16 protein-coding genes are annotated in these 14314 nt (G+C 64.7%); 4 read left to right on the top strand and 12 right to left on the bottom strand.

Annotated elements, in window-relative coordinates:
* The first annotated feature begins 8 nt into the window (after positions 1–8).
* Positions 9–1052, top strand: coding sequence for a type I pantothenate kinase (gene coaA / locus SD72_RS10395; RefSeq protein ID WP_084767117.1), 1044 nt, complete (start codon positions 9–11; stop codon positions 1050–1052).
* Positions 1053–1426: 374 nt separating this feature from the next.
* Positions 1427–2257, top strand: a complete 831-nt coding sequence (locus SD72_RS10400) for a DUF559 domain-containing protein (RefSeq protein ID WP_042544387.1) — start codon at positions 1427–1429, stop codon at positions 2255–2257.
* A gap of 286 nt (positions 2258–2543) precedes the next feature.
* Here the strand turns inward: SD72_RS10400 and glmM are convergent, their stop codons facing one another.
* The 4 genes from glmM to SD72_RS10420 form a co-directional block, all read right to left on the bottom strand.
* Positions 2544–3893 carry a phosphoglucosamine mutase gene (gene glmM / locus SD72_RS10405; protein WP_042544388.1) on the bottom strand — a complete coding sequence of 450 codons (1350 nt, stop codon included), beginning with the start codon at positions 3891–3893 and terminating at the stop codon, positions 2544–2546.
* An 18-nt stretch (positions 3894–3911) separates the two neighbouring features.
* Entirely contained in the window at positions 3912–4394 is a 483-nt protein-coding gene (rpsI, locus tag SD72_RS10410; RefSeq protein WP_042544389.1) for a 30S ribosomal protein S9, read from the bottom strand.
* Positions 4395–4426: 32 nt separating this feature from the next.
* The gene (rplM, locus tag SD72_RS10415; protein ID WP_042544437.1) at positions 4427–4873 is read right to left on the bottom strand and encodes a 50S ribosomal protein L13; all 447 of its coding nucleotides are present in this window, start codon (positions 4871–4873) and stop codon (positions 4427–4429) included.
* 149 nt (positions 4874–5022) lie between these two features.
* Positions 5023–5967, bottom strand: a complete 945-nt coding sequence (locus SD72_RS10420) for a tRNA pseudouridine synthase A (RefSeq protein WP_042544390.1) — start codon at positions 5965–5967, stop codon at positions 5023–5025.
* Positions 5968–6064: 97 nt separating this feature from the next.
* On the opposite strand from SD72_RS10420, the gene SD72_RS10425 reads away from it, so the two are divergent.
* The gene (locus tag SD72_RS10425) at positions 6065–7984 is read left to right on the top strand and encodes an acyltransferase family protein (RefSeq protein ID WP_232299723.1); all 1920 of its coding nucleotides are present in this window, start codon (positions 6065–6067) and stop codon (positions 7982–7984) included.
* Positions 7985–8236: 252 nt separating this feature from the next.
* Here the strand turns inward: SD72_RS10425 and rplQ are convergent, their stop codons facing one another.
* The 7 genes from rplQ to SD72_RS10460 all read right to left on the bottom strand — a co-directional run bounded on the left by rplQ (position 8237) and on the right by SD72_RS10460 (position 12913).
* The gene (rplQ, locus tag SD72_RS10430; protein WP_042544391.1) at positions 8237–8746 is read right to left on the bottom strand and encodes a 50S ribosomal protein L17; all 510 of its coding nucleotides are present in this window, start codon (positions 8744–8746) and stop codon (positions 8237–8239) included.
* 44 nt (positions 8747–8790) lie between these two features.
* Positions 8791–9777 carry a DNA-directed RNA polymerase subunit alpha gene (locus SD72_RS10435; RefSeq protein WP_042544392.1) on the bottom strand — a complete coding sequence of 329 codons (987 nt, stop codon included), beginning with the start codon at positions 9775–9777 and terminating at the stop codon, positions 8791–8793.
* A 124-nt stretch (positions 9778–9901) separates the two neighbouring features.
* Positions 9902–10300 (bottom strand): 30S ribosomal protein S11, encoded by a 399-nt coding sequence (gene rpsK, locus SD72_RS10440; RefSeq protein WP_042544393.1) that lies wholly within the window; start codon positions 10298–10300, stop codon positions 9902–9904.
* Between the two features lie 48 nt (positions 10301–10348).
* Entirely contained in the window at positions 10349–10717 is a 369-nt protein-coding gene (gene rpsM / locus SD72_RS10445; RefSeq protein ID WP_042544394.1) for a 30S ribosomal protein S13, read from the bottom strand.
* A 153-nt stretch (positions 10718–10870) separates the two neighbouring features.
* Positions 10871–10987 (bottom strand): 50S ribosomal protein L36, encoded by a 117-nt coding sequence (gene rpmJ / locus SD72_RS10450; RefSeq protein ID WP_005050492.1) that lies wholly within the window; start codon positions 10985–10987, stop codon positions 10871–10873.
* Between the two features lie 82 nt (positions 10988–11069).
* Positions 11070–11291: a translation initiation factor IF-1 gene (infA, locus tag SD72_RS10455; RefSeq protein ID WP_025133723.1), complete on the bottom strand. Its 222-nt coding sequence runs from the start codon at positions 11289–11291 to the stop codon at positions 11070–11072.
* Positions 11292–11461: 170 nt separating this feature from the next.
* Positions 11462–12913: an MFS transporter gene (locus SD72_RS10460; protein ID WP_198141936.1), complete on the bottom strand. Its 1452-nt coding sequence runs from the start codon at positions 12911–12913 to the stop codon at positions 11462–11464.
* 52 nt (positions 12914–12965) lie between these two features.
* On the opposite strand from SD72_RS10460, the gene soxR reads away from it, so the two are divergent.
* On the top strand, positions 12966–13478 hold the full coding sequence (soxR, locus tag SD72_RS10465; RefSeq protein ID WP_042544395.1) for a redox-sensitive transcriptional activator SoxR: 513 nt from the start codon (positions 12966–12968) through the stop codon (positions 13476–13478).
* A gap of 12 nt (positions 13479–13490) precedes the next feature.
* On the opposite strand, the gene map is transcribed toward soxR, so the two are convergent.
* Positions 13491–14276, bottom strand: coding sequence for a type I methionyl aminopeptidase (gene map, locus SD72_RS10470; protein ID WP_198141939.1), 786 nt, complete (start codon positions 14274–14276; stop codon positions 13491–13493).
* Positions 14277–14314: the final 38 nt, after the last annotated feature.

Consider the following 14314-nt stretch of genomic DNA (forward strand, 5'->3'; position numbering starts at 1 on the left):
GGAGGGCGATGAGCGAAAAATACAGCGAAGGCGCAGTCAATGGTTCTGCTCGCAGCAAAGAGGCAGCCCCCGTCACCGCAGAAAATGTCGTTGTTGGCCCGGAAACTCAAGCCCTAATCAGGCCTGAGCTCACTTCCCCATTCATTGAGATTGGTCGAGCTGAATGGGCGAGATTGGCTGGCGAAACACCTCTGCCACTGACAGAAAAGGAGGTCGAGTCGTTCCGCGGCCTCGGCGAAGTGCTCGACCTTGCCGAGGTGTCAGAGGTGTACCTGCCTCTCAGCAGACTGATCAACCAGTACGCAATCGCCGCCCGCGAGATGCACCAGCGCACCCGCCGGTTCCTGCATCGCGAGGATGAGCGGCCCAGCACGTTCGTCATCGGCGTAGCCGGCTCCGTTGCCGTTGGGAAGTCGACCGTCGCGAGGATTCTTCGCGACCTGCTCGCCCGCTGGCCGGAGACCCCGCACGTCGCACTCATCACGACGGACGGGTTCCTCTACCCCAACGCCGAGCTGGAGCGCCGCGGCATCTCGCACCGCAAGGGCTTCCCCGAGTCTTACGATCGCCGCGCACTCCTCCGCTTCGTCTCACAGGTGAAGTCGGGAATGCCTGAGGTGCGCGCGCCCCACTACAGCCACCTCGTGTACGACATCGTCCCAGACGAGTACACCACGGTTCGCCAGCCCGACATTCTCATTGTCGAGGGGCTCAACGTGTTGCAGGCGCCAAGCGCCGATCACCCCCTCGCAGTCTCAGACCTCTTCGATTTCTCCGTCTACGTCGACGCACGAACCGCGGACATCGAGGCCTGGTTCACGAAGCGTTTCCTCCGGCTGCGCGACAGCGCGTTCTCCGATCCGAACTCCTTCTTCCGCAAGTTCGCCAATCTCGACGACGAGCAGTCGAAGGCGTACGCACACGAGATCTGGAAGGCGATCAACGAGCCAAACCTCGTCGAGAACATCAGGCCTACGCGCGCGCGGGCGACGCTGGTGCTCCGCAAGGAGGCCAACCATCGGGTGCAGAAAGTCCTGCTCAGAAAGCTGTAGCGCGCAAGCGTTGCCGCGGTTACAACCTGCAGCGGGGGCGCGGGACGCATGGCGCATGGCGCAGGACGCAGGGCGCAGGAGCGGCGGGCCGGGCGCGATTTCGAGCCCGCGGGCCGCAGTAGAACTGAAATCTGCAATTGGCATTGAGGTCTCCGGGAAATCTGGCCTTGATATCGCTTTTTGCCTCGTGAACGTTGCGGTGCGGGCTGAGGTCGCTGGGCTGGGGTCGCTGGGCTGGGCGCGGCAGGGCTGGGAGGCGCAGCCTGCACGTCTGCGACCCCTCACAATCGCGCAACACCTTCCTCGGGGCCCGAGTTTTCCACACTGCCTCGGGTGTTCACCAGTTCGGGTCTCCGGGCGAGCATGCTCGAGGTATGCACCACACCCTCCTCGCACAACAGGGCGGGGTCGTCCGAAGCAGCTTGCTCGTCGAACACGGCCTCAGCCGCCACCGTATAGCCCGAGAGATCGCCGCGGGCACGCTCGTGCGTGTGCGCAAGGGCTGGGTTGCCGCGCCGCGCGCCGACCCAATGCTCGTGACGGCAGCGAGGCTCGGGCTGACGCTGTCGTGTATCACGCAAGCCAACAGGCTTGGACTCTGGGTGCGCGATAACTCGACCACCCACTTCGCCGTCCCTCGTCCGGGCGCGAAGGTCATGCCGACCTCTGCGGTTGTGCACTACCACGCCCCGCTCACGCCGCGACCGCGATTCGCGCTCGCCGACTCCATCGAGAACACATTGAAGCTCGTTGCCCACTGCCAGCCGTTTGAAGACGCCGTTGCGACGTGGGACTCCGCGCTCAACACGCGGCTTGTGGACCGGGCCACGCTGCAGCGGCTCCCCCTGAGTGCGGCCGCGCGGCGCGTACTGGCCGCCACAGACCCGTTCGCGGACTCGGGGCTTGAGAGCTATGTCCGGCTCCGACTGCGGTGGTTACGCATCAGCATCGTGCCCCAGGCGTGGGTTGTCGGACACCGGGTCGACTTCTTGCTCGGCGACCGGCTCGTCATGCAGATCGACGGGGCTCATCACACCGGCGAGCAGCGCACGCAAGACATTGCGCACGATGCAGAGCTGCGGGTCCGTGGGTTCACGGTGATCCGCGTGAGTTACACCCAGGTCATGGATTCCTGGCCTGAAGCGCAGGCGCGGATCATGCACGCGATCGCCCAGGGGCTCCACCTGCGGGCGACCCTGCTCTGAGCCCTGCGGCACGCACATTCCCGCGGCGGCCTACAGGCCCCCGAACAAGCACACCCACACACCCACACACCGACACACCTCGAGCACTGCGCGACCGGCGCTGCAATAACTCCGAAAACTGCGATAACTCTCACGAATAACGCGAAATCTTGGAGAGTTTGCGCAGATCCAAAGCGCACTGCCACAAATCAGCCCCCGGCAACAAAAAACCCGGGCCCCAGCACGAACACGAGGTTCGAACCGGGGCCCGGGCTATAGCTTGCGCCTACACGCGGGGTAGCAACGCTCAGACGGCGAGCCGCTCCTTGACGATAGCGGCAAGATCATCTGCGAGCTGCTGCGCTTGCTCACTGTGAGCTGCCTCAACCATGACCCGTACGACGGGCTCGGTGCCCGAGGGGCGCAACAACACGCGCCCTTCTCCCCCGAGTACGTCTTCGACCTGGCGCACTGCCTGCTGCACGACCTCATCGCTGTTCGCGCGTGTACGGTCGACGCCGCGCACGTTGACGAGCACCTGCGGGTACACCTTCATGCACTCGGCAAGCTCGGTGAGCGGCTTCCCCGCCCGGACGATCTCTGCCGCAATGTGCAGGCCGGTGAGAATGCCGTCGCCTGTTGTGGCGAACTCGCTCATGATTACGTGGCCCGACTGCTCCCCGCCAAGGGAGTAACCGTGCTCGTTGATCGACTCGAGCACGTAGCGATCGCCAACGCCGGTCTGCACGACGTCAATACCGTTGTCGGCCATCGCAAGCATCAGCCCGAGATTGGACATCACGGTTGCGACGAGCGTGTTCTTCTCGAGCTTGCCCCGGCGCGACATCGACAGGGCGAGGATCGCCATGATGCGGTCGCCGTCGATCTCGTTGCCGCTGCTGTCGACCGCGAGACACCTGTCGGCGTCGCCATCGTGCGCGATGCCAAGATCGGCACCGTGCTCAAGCACTGCCGCCTTGAGCGGATCAAGGTAGGTCGAGCCAACACCGTCGTTGATGTTCATGCCGTCGGGATCGTTGCCGATCACGACGATCTGAGCACCGGCTGCGGTGAACGCGTCTGGCGAGATCCCCGACGCTGCACCGTGTGCGCAATCGAGCACGACCGTGAGGCCGGCAAGGCTGGTGCCTTCGAGGGTGCCGAGGAGGTGCACAAGGTAGCGGTCCTCGGCGTCGGCGAAGCGACGAATCCGGCCGACCTCGTGGCCTGTGACAGCGACGGGCGGCAGGGCCATAGCGGCCTCGATCGCGTCCTCGACGTCGTCGGGCAGCTTGCGACCGCCCTCGGCAAAGAACTTGATCCCGTTGTCGGGGGCCGGGTTGTGCGATGCGGACACCATCACGCCGAAATCGGCTCCGGTGTCGGCAACGAGGTACGCGGCTGCCGGGGTGGGGATGACGCCAGCGTCGAGCACGTCGACGCCAGCTGCGGCGAGTCCGGCTGACACAGCAGCCGAGATGAACTCGCCAGAAACTCGCGGATCGCGCGCAACGATCGCGGTAGCGCGACGGCTCTCGCCTCGGGCATTACGCCCGAGTACGAGAGCCGCTGCGTGCGCGAGGGCAAGGGCAAGGTCGGCGGTGATATCCACCCCGGCCAGGCCTCGCACCCCATCGGTGCCGAACAGGCGTCCCATTTGGGAAATCGCTCCTGTTTAGCGCTTCGAGTACTGAGGCGCCTTACGGGCCTTCTTGAGTCCGGCCTTCTTGCGCTCCTTGATGCGAGCGTCGCGGCTCAGGAAGCCAGCCTTCTTCAGCGTCGCACGGTTGTGCTCTGCGTCGATTTCGTTGAGTGCACGAGCAACGGCGAGGCGGAGTGCGCCTGCCTGGCCCGAGGGGCCGCCGCCGTCGATGGTCGCGATGAGGTCGTATGCCCCACCGAGCTCAAGCACGGTGAACGGGTCGGTGATGAGCTGCTGGTGCAGCTTGTTCGGGAAGTACTCCGCGAACTCACGACCGTTGACGGTCATCTTGCCCTCGCCGGGGATGAGGCGCACGCGGGCGACAGCCTGCTTGCGACGACCAACAGCTGCACCGGGAACGGTGAGTGCTGGGCGGGGCGCAGCGGCGCTGGTTGCCTGCGATGCAGGGGTCTCGGTGGTGTAGCTCTCAGTGGCCACAGTCTGCTCTTCAGTCACGTTAAAGTCTCTCTTCTTGCGTCTCTAGCGCGCTACTGCGCAACCTGGCCAAAGGTGTATGGGGTCGGCTGCTGTGCAGCGTGGGGGTGCTCCGGACCCGCGTAAACCTTGAGCTTGCGGAACAGGTCAGCGCCAAGCGAGTTCTTCGGAAGCATGCCGCGGATCGCCTTCTCAACAGCGCGCTCCGGGTTCTTCGAGAGGAGCTCGGTGTAGGTCACCGAACGGAGGCCGCCCGGGTAACCCGAGTGGCGGTAAGCCTTCTTCTGTGCGGCCTTGTTGCCCGTGAGCACAACCTTGTCCGCGTTGACGATGACGACGTAGTCGCCCATGTCCATGTGCGGTGCGAAGGTGGTCTTGTGCTTGCCACGGAGCAGGGCTGCGGCGTGCGATGCGAGGCGGCCAAGGACCACGTCTGTTGCGTCGATGACGATCCAGTCGTGCTGCTTGTCAGCTGCCTTCGGCGAATATGTGCGAGTCACTGTCGTGCTGCTTTCTGTCGAAATGGAGGAGTTCTTGAATCCCACTCCGTGCGAGGTCTCACGCGGGCTAGCTGCGTGAGTTCCTGTGCGGTGGAGGGCTCAACAATTCGGGTGCTTGCGCACCAAGGATCAACTTTAGCACAGAAGCGTCAGTCATCGAGCGGATCGCGGCGTGCCCGCGTCTGCTCGGCGCGCCAAGCGAGCTCACCGTCTTCTGGATAGCCGATTTCTTCGAGCGAGAGACCGTGGGCTGGCATGACGGTGAAGCGGCTCGTCCGCTCGCGTGCGTCGCGCAATTCGAGCAGCTCCCCCTCTCCGATCCTGCCGTGGCCGACGGCAACGACCGATCCGACGAGTGCCCGCACCATCGAGTGGCAGAACGCGTCCGCTTCGATTCTGGCGGCGTATGCCCCGTCGCGGGTTTCTGTCCAGTCGAAGGCGAGTAGCTCGCGGACCGCGGTCGCGCCCTCACGCGCTTTGCAGAAGGTCGTGAAGTCTTGGAGCCCGAGGAGGTCTTCCGACACTCGCTGCATGGTGGCGAGGTTGAGGGTGCGGGGTACCTCCGCGGTGAATCTTGCGGTGAGCGGATCGCGGCGCGCGTTCTCCGGCCGTAGCCGATACTCGTAGCGGCGCTTGGTCGCGGAGAAGCGCGCGTCGAAGCCTTCGGCGGCAGGCGCGACCCGGTGGATCGAGATGTCGCGTGCGCTGCGCTGCAGGATCCCGTTGAGTCGTCGGGTCATGATCCGCACTCGTTCGTCCGCGTCGCTCGCGCCCTGGAGCGGTTGCCCGCTTGGGTCTGCTGCGGTCGGTGAGTTCTCCGGAGCGTTTGTCTGGCGTCCGCTTCGCTGGGACGCGGCCCACCTGTCGAGCTGGTCCGCGGTGAGGTCGAGGTGGGCGACCTGGCCCCTGGCGTGGACCCCGGCGTCCGTGCGCCCGCCGACGGTGAGGCGCACCTCTGCACCGTCCACGCGAAGCAGCGTGGCGATCGCCGCTTCAATTTCGCCCTGCACGGTGCGCAGGCCGGGCTGGGTTGCCCAGCCGGAGAAGTCGGTGCCGTCGTATGCGATGTCGAGGCGCAAGCGGGAGGTATCCACGCGCTCAAGTGTGCCAGATGTTTACGCGTTTCGAGGCCTGCTGGGTGGCACAGCACGGCTGAGGACTGTTGTGAGCATTCCGGGGTACCATCTTCGGGTGTCTGTTCGTGCGTTTTCTCCCACCGGTGCACGGGTGAACGCTCGGGCGGCCCGCTTCGGTGGGCTTGACGGTCTTCGTGCAATCGCTGTCGGACTCGTCCTCATCTACCATTTGTTCCCCAAGGCTCTCCCTGGTGGGTTCCTCGGGGTCGATGTGTTCTTCGTGATGAGTGGGTTCCTCATCACCTCGCTGCTGCTGCGCGAGCTTGAGACGACCGGGCGGATCAATTTGCTCGCCTTCTGGCGCAGGCGCGCGCGGAGGCTGCTGCCCGCCGTCGCGATCGTGGTGCTGGTGAGCACATCGCTCGCTCTCGCCGCGGGCAGGGACCTGCTCGTTGGGGTCGCCCAGCAAATTGCCGGCGCCGTGTTTTTCGTGAGCAACTGGGTCTTCATCGCGAACGGTTCAGACTATTTTGCGCGTGACACCCCTGAGCTCTTTCGCAACTTTTGGTCGCTCGCGCTTGAGGAGCAGTTCTACATTGTGCTGCCGCTCATCGCGATCCTCGTATTCCGGCTGCGCCACCGGATTACCTGGGCAATTCCGCTCGCCGTCCTTGGTGTCAGCTCGGCGTTCCTCATGGCGGCGCTCGCCAACGCGGCGGCGGACCCCACGCGGATCTACTTCGGCTCCGACTCGCACAGCTTTGGGCTGTTCCTCGGCGCCGCGATGGCCGTTGTGCTGTCGCGGCGCGCGGCCGCCGCGCTCACGACAGCCGGGCAAGCCGTCTCGCTTGGCGTCGCACTGCTCGGGTTCACCGCGCTCGGCGTTCTCTCGTTCACCCTGCGCGAGGGCAGCCCCGAAAGCTTCCTCGGCGGCTTCCAGCTCGCTACCGTCGCTGCCCTCGCCGTCGTGTGGGCGATCACCCGCGAGGGCGCTATCGCCGGCCGAATGCTCGACGTGCAGCCGCTGCGGTGGATCGGAGAACGCTCATACGGCATCTACCTGTGGCACTGGCCGCTGCTCATGGTCGTCACGAGCGCGGCCACGGCTGCGGGGTTGGGCACGAGCTGGCTGGTACCCGCAGCAACGCTCGCGCTCACACTCCCCTTCGCGGCTCTCTCCTACCGCTACATCGAGCAGCCCGTTCGCCGGGTGGGGCTCCGCGGTGCGCTCGTCAGGTGGTTCAGCCCACGCAACTACACGCCGCGCCGCAGGCGCGTTTCTGTTGCGCTAGCCATCATCGTTGCCATCACATTCCCACTCACCGGCATCGCGGTCGCCACTGCGCCCGAGCGCACCACGTCGGCTGAGCAGATCCTCAGGGGCCAGGAAATGCTTGAGGCAGACCGCAGCAACAGCGAGCAGGGCACCAGCGACGCCGATACGGCGCCACCCGGGCCCGGGGCAGCAGAGACCGATGCCGAGCCTGGCGCGGCAGAACCGGCGGCGCCCGCCGTCGTCGAGATCGAGGGACGCGACATCACGGCCGTCGGGGACTCCGTCATGCTTGCGAGCTACCCCGAACTCACCGAGGCTTTTCCCGGGATCGAGGTAGACGCCGCCGTCTCCCGCGGCCTGTGGGCTGGGGTCGACATCGTCGCGGACATGGCGCAAAGCGGTACGCTCAGGCAGGTTGTCGTGGTCGGCCTCGGCACCAATGGCCCGGTGGATGAGGACGCGCTTGTCGCGTTGCAAGAAGCCGTTGGTGGTCGCCAGCTGATCCTCATCGACGCGCACGCTGAGCGGGACTGGATTCCCGAGGTCAACGCTAACCTCACCAGGTTCGCGCAGGAGCGCCGCGGCGTAGCGCTGGCCAGGTGGGACGCGAGTGTCGCGGATACGCCCGAGTACCTCGCTGAAGACGGCATCCACCCCGGCCCGGAGGGCGGTGAGGTGTATGCGGCCTCGATCCGCTCCGCGCTCGATGATCTCTTCACGCCGGGCGAGGCTCCTGGCTGGGCGATCCCCCGCCGCTAGCGCGCGGCCTCCCCCACCGGCGAGCACCCCGACGCAGCCGCGGCGCCCCTGAGCCCCTAAACACCGCTCACGCCTGGCCGAGATGCCGTCGCCGCGCCAACGTGCGCGCACCGCGCTACGCCGCGCCCGCGACACCTGCCGAAGGGGCACCCAACGCTGCACAGGGGGGCAACCCAACGCTGCACAGGGGGAACGCGAAAGCGCCCCGTGGAAAAACCACGGGGCGCTTTCGCGTTGCTCAGAGAGGAAAACCTATTCGGCCTTCTCCTCGGCAGCTGCTGCCTCTTCTGCGGGAGCCTCAGTCTCGGTGACCTCTGCGGTCTCCTCGACGGGTGCGGTCTCCTCGACAACCTCAGCCTTGGGCTCGGCCGGCTTTGCAGCGGCCTTCTTTGCCTTGGGCTGTACGGGCTCGAGAACGAGCTCGATCACTGCCATCGGGGCGCGGTCGCCCTTGCGGTAGCCGGTCTTGACGATGCGGGTGTAGCCACCTTCGCGGTCCTCGACGAGCGGTGCGATCTCCGTGAAGAGCTCGTGAACAACCGACTTGTCGAGAATGCGACGCATGACGCGACGACGCGAGTGCAGGTCACCGCGCTTCGCGAAGGTCACGAGACGCTCTGCGAGTGGCTGCAGGCGCTTCGCCTTCGTCTCGGTGGTCTGGATACGCTTGTGCTCGAAGAGCTGCGCAGCCATCTGGTTGAGCATCAGACGCTCGTGAGCGGGACCGCCTCCGAGGCGGGCGCCCTTTGTGGGCTTAGGCATGTGTGTACTCCTGTTGGTGTTCGATCAGCGGCGAAGCCGGATCGTTAGTTAACGTCGTCTTCGTAGCTGTAGAAGTTGGCCCCGTCGAAACCGGGAACCGCGTCCTTGAGCGAGAGACCCATCTCGGCGAGCTTGTCGCGCACCTCGAAGACGGACTTCTGACCGAAGTTACGAATGTTCATGAGCTGAGCTTCCGAGAGCGCAACGAGTTCGCTCACGGAGTTGATTCCCTCACGCTTGAGGCAGTTGTAGCTGCGCACCGAAAGGTCGAGATCTTCGATCGGGATCGAAAGCTCGCCCTCGGCAACAACCTCAACCGGCGCTGGGCCGATCTCGACGCCCTCAGCAGCAGTGTTCAGCTCGCGTGCCAGCCCGAACAGCTCGACGAGAGTCGAACCTGCCGACGCAATCGCGTCGCGGGGGCTGATAGCCGGCTTCGACTCAACATCGACCACAAGGCGGTCGAAGTCGGTGCGCTCACCGGCACGAGTTGCCTCGACGCGGTAGGTCACCTTCAGCACTGGCGAGTAGATCGAGTCAACCGGGATGCGGCCAACCTCTGCGTCGTCGTTACGGTTCTGCGCTGCAGAAACGTAGCCACGGCCGCGCTCGATGGTGAGCTCGAGCTCGAACTGTGCATCGTCACCAAGGGTGGCGATGACTAGTTCGGGGTTGTGCACCTCGACGCCTGCGGGCGCTGAGATGTCGGCGGCGGTTACCTCGCCTGCCCCGGTCTTGCGAAGGTACGCAGTGATCGGCTCGTCGTGCTCGCTCGAAACTACGAGGCCCTTGATGTTCAGGATGATCTCGGTGACGTCTTCTGTGACACCGGGGATCGTCGTGAACTCGTGAGCCACGCCCTCGAAGCGGACGCTGGTGACAGCGGCTCCGGGGATCGAGGAGAGCAGCGTGCGACGGAGTGAGTTTCCAAGCGTGTAACCGAAGCCAGGCTCGAGGGGCTCAATGGTGAAACGTGAGCGGTACTCGGAGATCGAATCTTCGGTCAGAGTGGGGCGCTGTGCAATGAGCACTGTTTAGTTCCTTTCGCTGGAGTCCGCTATATGACTCTGCGGTAAAGAGGGTGTTGGGAACGTACCAGCTCGTCAAACGAGCGAGCCGGTGTCGCGCCGGCCGAGGCCGACGCGACAGTAGGGCTCAGACGCGGCGACGCTTGGGCGGGCGGCAGCCGTTGTGGGTCTGCGGGGTGACGTCGTTGATCGAGCCAACCTCGAGGCCAGCGGCCTGCAGCGAGCGGATCGCGGTCTCGCGGCCCGAGCCCGGGCCCTTGACGAAGACGTCAACCTTCTTCATGCCGTGCTCCTGCGCCTTGCGGGCAACAGACTCTGCAGCGAGCTGCGCGGCGAACGGGGTCGACTTACGCGAACCCTTGAAGCCAACGCCACCCGACGATGCCCACGTGAGCACAGCCCCGGTGGTGTCGGTGATTGAGATGATCGTGTTATTGAAGGTCGACTTGATGTGAGCGTGGCCCACTGCGATGTTCTTCTTGTCTTTGCGACGCGGCTTGCGCGCTGCCGACTTGGGTGCAGCCATTGAGTATTCTCCTGAAAGCTATGTGTGAATGGTCGGTGTGAACCGGCGTTACTTCTTCTTACCGGCGACGGTGCGCTTCGGGCCCTTGCGGGTACGAGCGTTCGTCTTGGTGCGCTGACCATGCACAGGCATGCCTCGGCGGTGGCGAATCCCCTGGTAGCTACCGATCTCTACCTTGCGGCGGATGTCGGCCTGGACCTCACGGCGGAGGTCACCCTCTACCTTGAAGTTGCCCTCAACGTGATCGCGGAGCAGAACGAGCTGTTCGTCGCTCAGGTCGCGAACACGGGTGTTCCCGTCGATGCCGGTCGCTTCGAGCGTCTTCAGCGCGCTCGTGCGTCCAACGCCATAGATGTAGGTGAGCGCGATCTCTACGCGCTTTTCGCGCGGGATGTCTACGCCTGCAATACGTGCCATGTCTGGCTCTCCTTGCGGATTAGTGGAGGTGTGGTGCGCATCGTGGGTTCAGGCCTCCGACCCGAGGTGTCACCTGGGAACTCTCGTTCCCCGGCTCTTCGATGCGCTGTTTCTGTTGTGTTCGTTTGATCTGCGAGCTGCAGGTCAGGGCAATTAGCCCTGGCGCTGCTTGTGACGCGGGTTGCTCTTGCAGATCACCATGACGCGGCCGTGGCGGCGGATCACCTTGCAGTGATCGCAGATGGGCTTAACGCTGGGGTTAACCTTCATTGTTTTTCCTTTAGCGGGTTCGCTGTCCTCGTGCTCGCGGGATGCCGAGAGCCGTTACTTTCCGGTAAACGAGACCGCAGGTCTACTTGTAACGGTAGACGATGCGACCGCGGGTCAGATCGTACGGGGTCAGTTCCACGATCACGCGGTCCCCTGGAAGGATGCGGATGTAGTGCTGACGCATTTTGCCCGAGATGTGCGCGAGCACCTTGTGGCCGTTCGTAAGCTCTACCCTGAACATTGCATTCGGGAGTGCCTCTACGACCTGGCCCTCGATCTCGATGACGCCGTCTTTCTTCGCCATAGCCTCACTGTCGCTCGTGTTGATTCACCGGTCTTGCGAATGCTTCCCCCCTGGTTTCGCGATCACGAAAACAGGCACAAAGCACCAACGAGTAATCCTATCCCGGATTACCCTCAAATGTCCACCCTAGCGTGCTTCCCGCCCTCATAGCACCAGCCTTAGCGCACGCGTCACTTGAGCTTGCCCTCCGCCCGCGTAGCCCGTCGCCACGAAAGGAAGAGCATTATCCCGGGGATTACTCCGGCTGCGGTGAGTATCCCGAGGCCGAAGGAGATGCGCTCGGCGACGAGTGCGGTGTCTCCTGCCCCGCCAGCCGCAAAGACGCCGAGCAGCGCAGAGACAAGCGCGTACGAGATGAGCTGGGTGGTGCTCAGCGCTGCCGCAGCCTTCTCCCCCTCAGCCTGGTCGTCGCTCGATCCCATCGCCCGCACGCTCAGGTGCGGGAAGGCTGCGCCGATTCCGGTGCCAGCAAGCACGAGGGCAATCACCCACAGGATGATGCGGCCCCCGGTCACCTCGCCCTGCTGCAGCATGCCGTACGCCACAAGCGAGCCGGCGAGCAGCAGCGGGGCGATTACCATGACGAGGGCTGACAGCCGAGGGCCGAAGCGCACGCTGAACAGCTGCGAGCCGGTCCACCCGAGCGAGAGCGCAGCGCCAAGGAAGCCAGCCAACACTGGCGACAGCCCACCGAGCTGCTGGCCAAAGAGCGGCACATACGTTTCGACCATCACGCCGGCGCAGAGCGCGGCAACGAGCAGATACACCCACTTCAGCGGGTTGCCACGCTGGAACGTCATGCGCGGCAAGACCGTGTGCCTTGCCCGCGCCTCGATGACGAGGAAGAGCAGAAGCAGGAGCACACCCAACCCGATCAAGAAGCCGTCGTATCCGATAGGGGCGAACATGGGTGCGAGGCTGAAGCTCGCGGCGACGAGCACGAGCGCGACAAGGGATGCGTATGGAAGCGGCTCAGCCCGCTCCGCGCCCTCGACCCGCGCGGGGAGGGCGGAGCGACTCGCGGCGCCGAGCACCACTGCGACCACCGCCAGCACCGCATACGCAGCTCGCCACGCGTCAAGCTCAGCGAAGATCCCGCCAAGACTCGGGCCGACGAGGGCACCCACGCCCCACATGGCGGAGACGAGCGCGGCAGCCTTGAGCCAGAGCGCCTGCGGCAGGGCCGAGCGGATCACCGCATAGCCGAGCCCGGCGAGCAACCCACCCCCGACGCCCTGTAGCACCCTGCTCGCGACGAACAGCTCCATGCTGCTGCTCAGTGCGGCGGCAGCTGAGCCGAGCGCGAAGGCACCGAAGCCGAGAAGATACGCGCCCCTCGCCCCCATTGCCGAGATCGTACGGGCGACGAGCATGGAGGAGATGACCGCCGCGAGGAGGAATCCCGTCGCGACCCAGGCGTAGAGGTGGGCGCCACCAATATCGTCAACGATTGATGGGAGCAGCGCGGCGGTGAAGTAGAGGTTCATCGCGTAGAGCACCGTGCCGCCTGCGAGCACGGAGACAGCGGCGAGGTTGCCGCGGGCGAAGAGGCGAGGTTGGTGATCTGAGCGTGTTGCCGACGGCAGAGGAACGGGGACAGTGTGAGTTTCATGTTCAGGCACGAGAGCTACACTAAAACTTCAAGTGCACTTGAAGTCAAGCGACGGAGTAGCAATGGAACGCAAGACCCCAACAGACCTCCTCACGATCGGCGAGGTCGCGCAGCGCGTCGGCATCGCAACGTCAGCCATTCGCTTCTACGAGCAGGAGGGGCTGATCACGTCGATCCGCACAGCGGGGAACCAAAGGCGCTACCCCCGCCACGTCCTCAGACGGCTCTCAATCATCCACTACGCGAAACGGCTCGGGATTCCGCTCACCGAGGTCGCGACGGTGTTCGAGCAACTCCCAGACGACCGCATGCCCTCAAAGCGTGACTGGACGCGGATCACGCAGCGCTGGTCTGACATGCTCGATGAGCGACGGAGGCGCCTCGAGGCCCTCCAGAGCGAGCTTTCGGCCTGCATCGGCTGCGGCTGCCTCTCACTGAACAACTGCAACGCGCTCAACCCTGGCGACGTGCTTGCGGCGCAGGGAGCAGGGCCTATTCGCCTTGAAGCCGAGGCTGAGCACGCGCCCGAAAACGATCATGGGCGCCGCACGGCAGCAGCCGCACAACGCCCATGATGACGATAAAACCTACGCGGGAATCGGAACGGGAGTGATCCCGAACTGAGCGAGCCCTGCCGCTCCCCCGTCATCAGCGGTGAGCACCCAGACGCCACCCTCGTGCACCGCAACCGAATGCTCCCACTGGGCGCTGTTCGATCCGTCAGCGATGGTGACGGTCCAGTCATCGCTCTGCACAACGGTGTCGATCGTGCCAGCCGAGATGATCGGCTCGATAGCAACAACGAGACCGGGCTTGACCTCGGGTCCGCGCTTCGGAACCGGGACGTTGAATACCGGAGGGTCCTCATGCATACTGCGACCGATGCCGTGACCGATGTAATCCTCAAGCACGCCGTAATCGCTGTGCTTTCGGACGTACCCCTGCACGGACTCCCCGACCTCATTGAGGTACTTGGCACGTGCAAGCCTCGCAATACCCTGCCACATTGCCTGCTCGGTGACATGCGAGAGACGCTCGTTTTCCGCAGTGAGCTCGGGACGCGCCGGATCAGCAATCACCGCGGTAAACGCGGCGTCACTGTTCCACCCACCAATGATCGCCCCAACGTCAAGCGAGACAATATCGCCTGGCTCGAGTGGCCGATCCGTGGGGATCGAGTGCACGACGTCGGCATTCACGTTCGCGCAGATCGTGTGCCGGTAGCCAGGCTCAAGCATGAAGTTCGGCTCGCCGCCACGCGCACGGATCGCAGCCTCAGCAATCGCGTCGAGCTCCAGCGTGGTGACGCCGGGCGCGACGGCGGCGCGCATCGCAGCGAGCGCGTCGACAGCCGCGAGGCCAGGCTCAACCATGAGGCGGAGCTGCGCAGGCGACTTATAAATCGACCGAC

It is taken from the genome of Leucobacter komagatae (assembly GCF_000834055.1).
Classification (GTDB): domain Bacteria; phylum Actinomycetota; class Actinomycetes; order Actinomycetales; family Microbacteriaceae; genus Leucobacter; species Leucobacter komagatae_A.